This is a genomic window from Mesorhizobium sp. M7D.F.Ca.US.004.01.2.1 (assembly GCF_003997785.1).
Classification (GTDB): Bacteria; Pseudomonadota; Alphaproteobacteria; order Rhizobiales; family Rhizobiaceae; genus Mesorhizobium; species Mesorhizobium loti.
This window is the reverse complement of record NZ_RZRQ01000602.1, coordinates 1-1,966: the sequence shown is the minus strand read 5'-3', so window position 1 is coordinate 1,966 and position 1,966 is coordinate 1. Positions and strand designations below refer to the sequence as shown.

Below are 1,966 nucleotides of genomic sequence, written 5' to 3'. Positions count from 1 at the left end.
TTCGATGATTCTGCGTCCCAAACCATCTCCGCGCCACTACGCTACGCTCGCCGGCACCCCTCCGACCGTGCCAATGGCAGCGGTGCCGGCCTGGCTGCGCCGGGCCATCTCGGATGCGCACAGTCATGCGGGAAACGAGTTCGAGGACGTCTCGCTGACCGCGGGCGCTGCCATCGGCGCGCTCGATGCTGTCGTCCGCCGTCAGGACCGGTGGGCCGGCGCCTGGCGGCAGCGCCTGGCGCTTTCGGCTGCCGTGGCAACGGCAAAGCAGGCTGGCCGCGTGGAGGATGAAAGCGCGCTGCGCGACGCCGTGTTGCTCACCCGGCCCGGCGACAATGTCGGCCCCGCCGGTCGTTTTCTCCTCGCCTGGCGTCGGCTGGCATCTCGGCCAGCGGAGGATCTACTGACGGAGAAAAATCTCGCGGCGGTGTTGGAGGAGTTTGGCTACGCGCCGGATGATGAGGCGGTCAGCGATCTGGCGGATGATCTTCGACAGCTTTCCGCAGGCATCGGAATGGTCGGCATGCTGACCGGTGCGTTCACGGCCGCCGAACGCCGTGGCTTCGCACGCACCGTTGGAGCTTGGCTCGCCGACGCCCTGCGGGCGCAGCGGCTGTGTTGGGCATACGCCATGCCGCTGCTGGGCGCCGAGGCAGCCTTGGGGACAGGCGCCCGCACGCCTCGACTGGCAGCCAGCTCCGTGGCGACAGGCATTGAGACAGATCCTGATGAGCGTGCGAAAGGCCTGATGGCCGCGCAGGCGCGCGCCGCGCTGCGCGCCATTGATCTTTCCGCCGAGATCGAGCGCCGCGCGGACCGGCTGCTTGCAGTTGCGCCGAAACTCAGGGCCAAGGCGGCAGACATGGTCGTCGAAAGACTCCTGTCCGACGACGCGATCGTCGCATCCGAGAAAATCGCCGGCATGAGCGACCGCGGCCTGCGCCGGCTATTCGACCGGCTGGTCGAACTCGGTGCCGTGCGCGAGCTGTCGGGCCGCCCAACCTTTCGCATCTACGGGCTGTGACGACCATGGTGGAAGCGGTGCGCAGACGCGGAAAGGATCGGCCAGATGACCGTCGATCAGCTGACCAGCTGTTTGACCGCGAACTGGATCACCTGCCGCCGGAGGCGCGCTGGCGCGAATGGATGAACCGTGTCGAAGCGACCATCTTCGCCGCCAACGAACCGGTCGGCCGCGAGACGCTCGCGCGGATCGTCGGGAAAAACTGCAGCATCGATCTGCTGATCGACGACATCCGCGAGGAGCTGCGCGGTCGACCCTATGATCTGGTCTCGGTCGCCGGAGGCTGGAAGCATCTCACCCGCCCGGCCTATGCCGATGCCATCCGCTGTGCAGTCGGCGGTAACGAACGCCCGGCAGACTTCACGCAATCTGAAGTGCTGGTGCTGATGTGCATCGGCTACTTCCAGCCGATCACCCGCGCCGAACTGTCGTCTTTCTTCGGCAAGGAGATCAGTCGCGATTTTATTGGTCATCTGCGCGGTGCCGGCCTGATCGCTTCCGGTCCGCGCAGCCCAACGCCGGGCGCGCCCTACACCTATGTGACGACAAAAGAATTCCTGCTTGAGTTCGGGCTCGACACGCTGCGCGACCTGCCGGATTTCGAAGCGCTCGAGGACGCAGGGCTACTTTCCAAGGAGAAGCTGCTGGCAGGCGATATTCCGGCCGGGTTGGGAAGCGGGGACGACGAGGACGAGGAAGAGCCAAAAGCACAGATCGTCGAAGATGAAATGTCTCTGAGTGGCGGTCTCGGTTAGGGACTCGCTTTAGGGGGCAGAACATTTCAGTTCAAAAATCGATGGGATGGAAGGCTCTCTCTCCCGGTGCTAGGTGAGCGAGCTTGGCGTCCGCGAAATGACGGATATCCGGCCAGTTCTCCCTGACGAAGAACCAGGCGTGGATCTGCTTGCTCGGACTAAAGAGGACGTCAGCCTTGGACAGGGC

General features: G+C 64.9%; 2 protein-coding genes. Both read left to right on the top strand.

Annotation, left to right across the window (positions count from 1 at the left end):
• Window positions 1-73 precede the first annotated feature (73 nt).
• Entirely contained in the window at window positions 74-1,024 is a 951-nt protein-coding gene (locus EN993_RS35300) for a DUF1403 family protein (RefSeq protein WP_127266191.1), read from the top strand.
• Window positions 1,025-1,029: 5 nt separating this feature from the next.
• Window positions 1,030-1,779, top strand: coding sequence for an SMC-Scp complex subunit ScpB (locus EN993_RS35295; RefSeq protein ID WP_127266190.1), 750 nt, complete (start codon window positions 1,030-1,032; stop codon window positions 1,777-1,779).
• The last annotated feature ends 187 nt before the right edge of the window (window positions 1,780-1,966 follow it).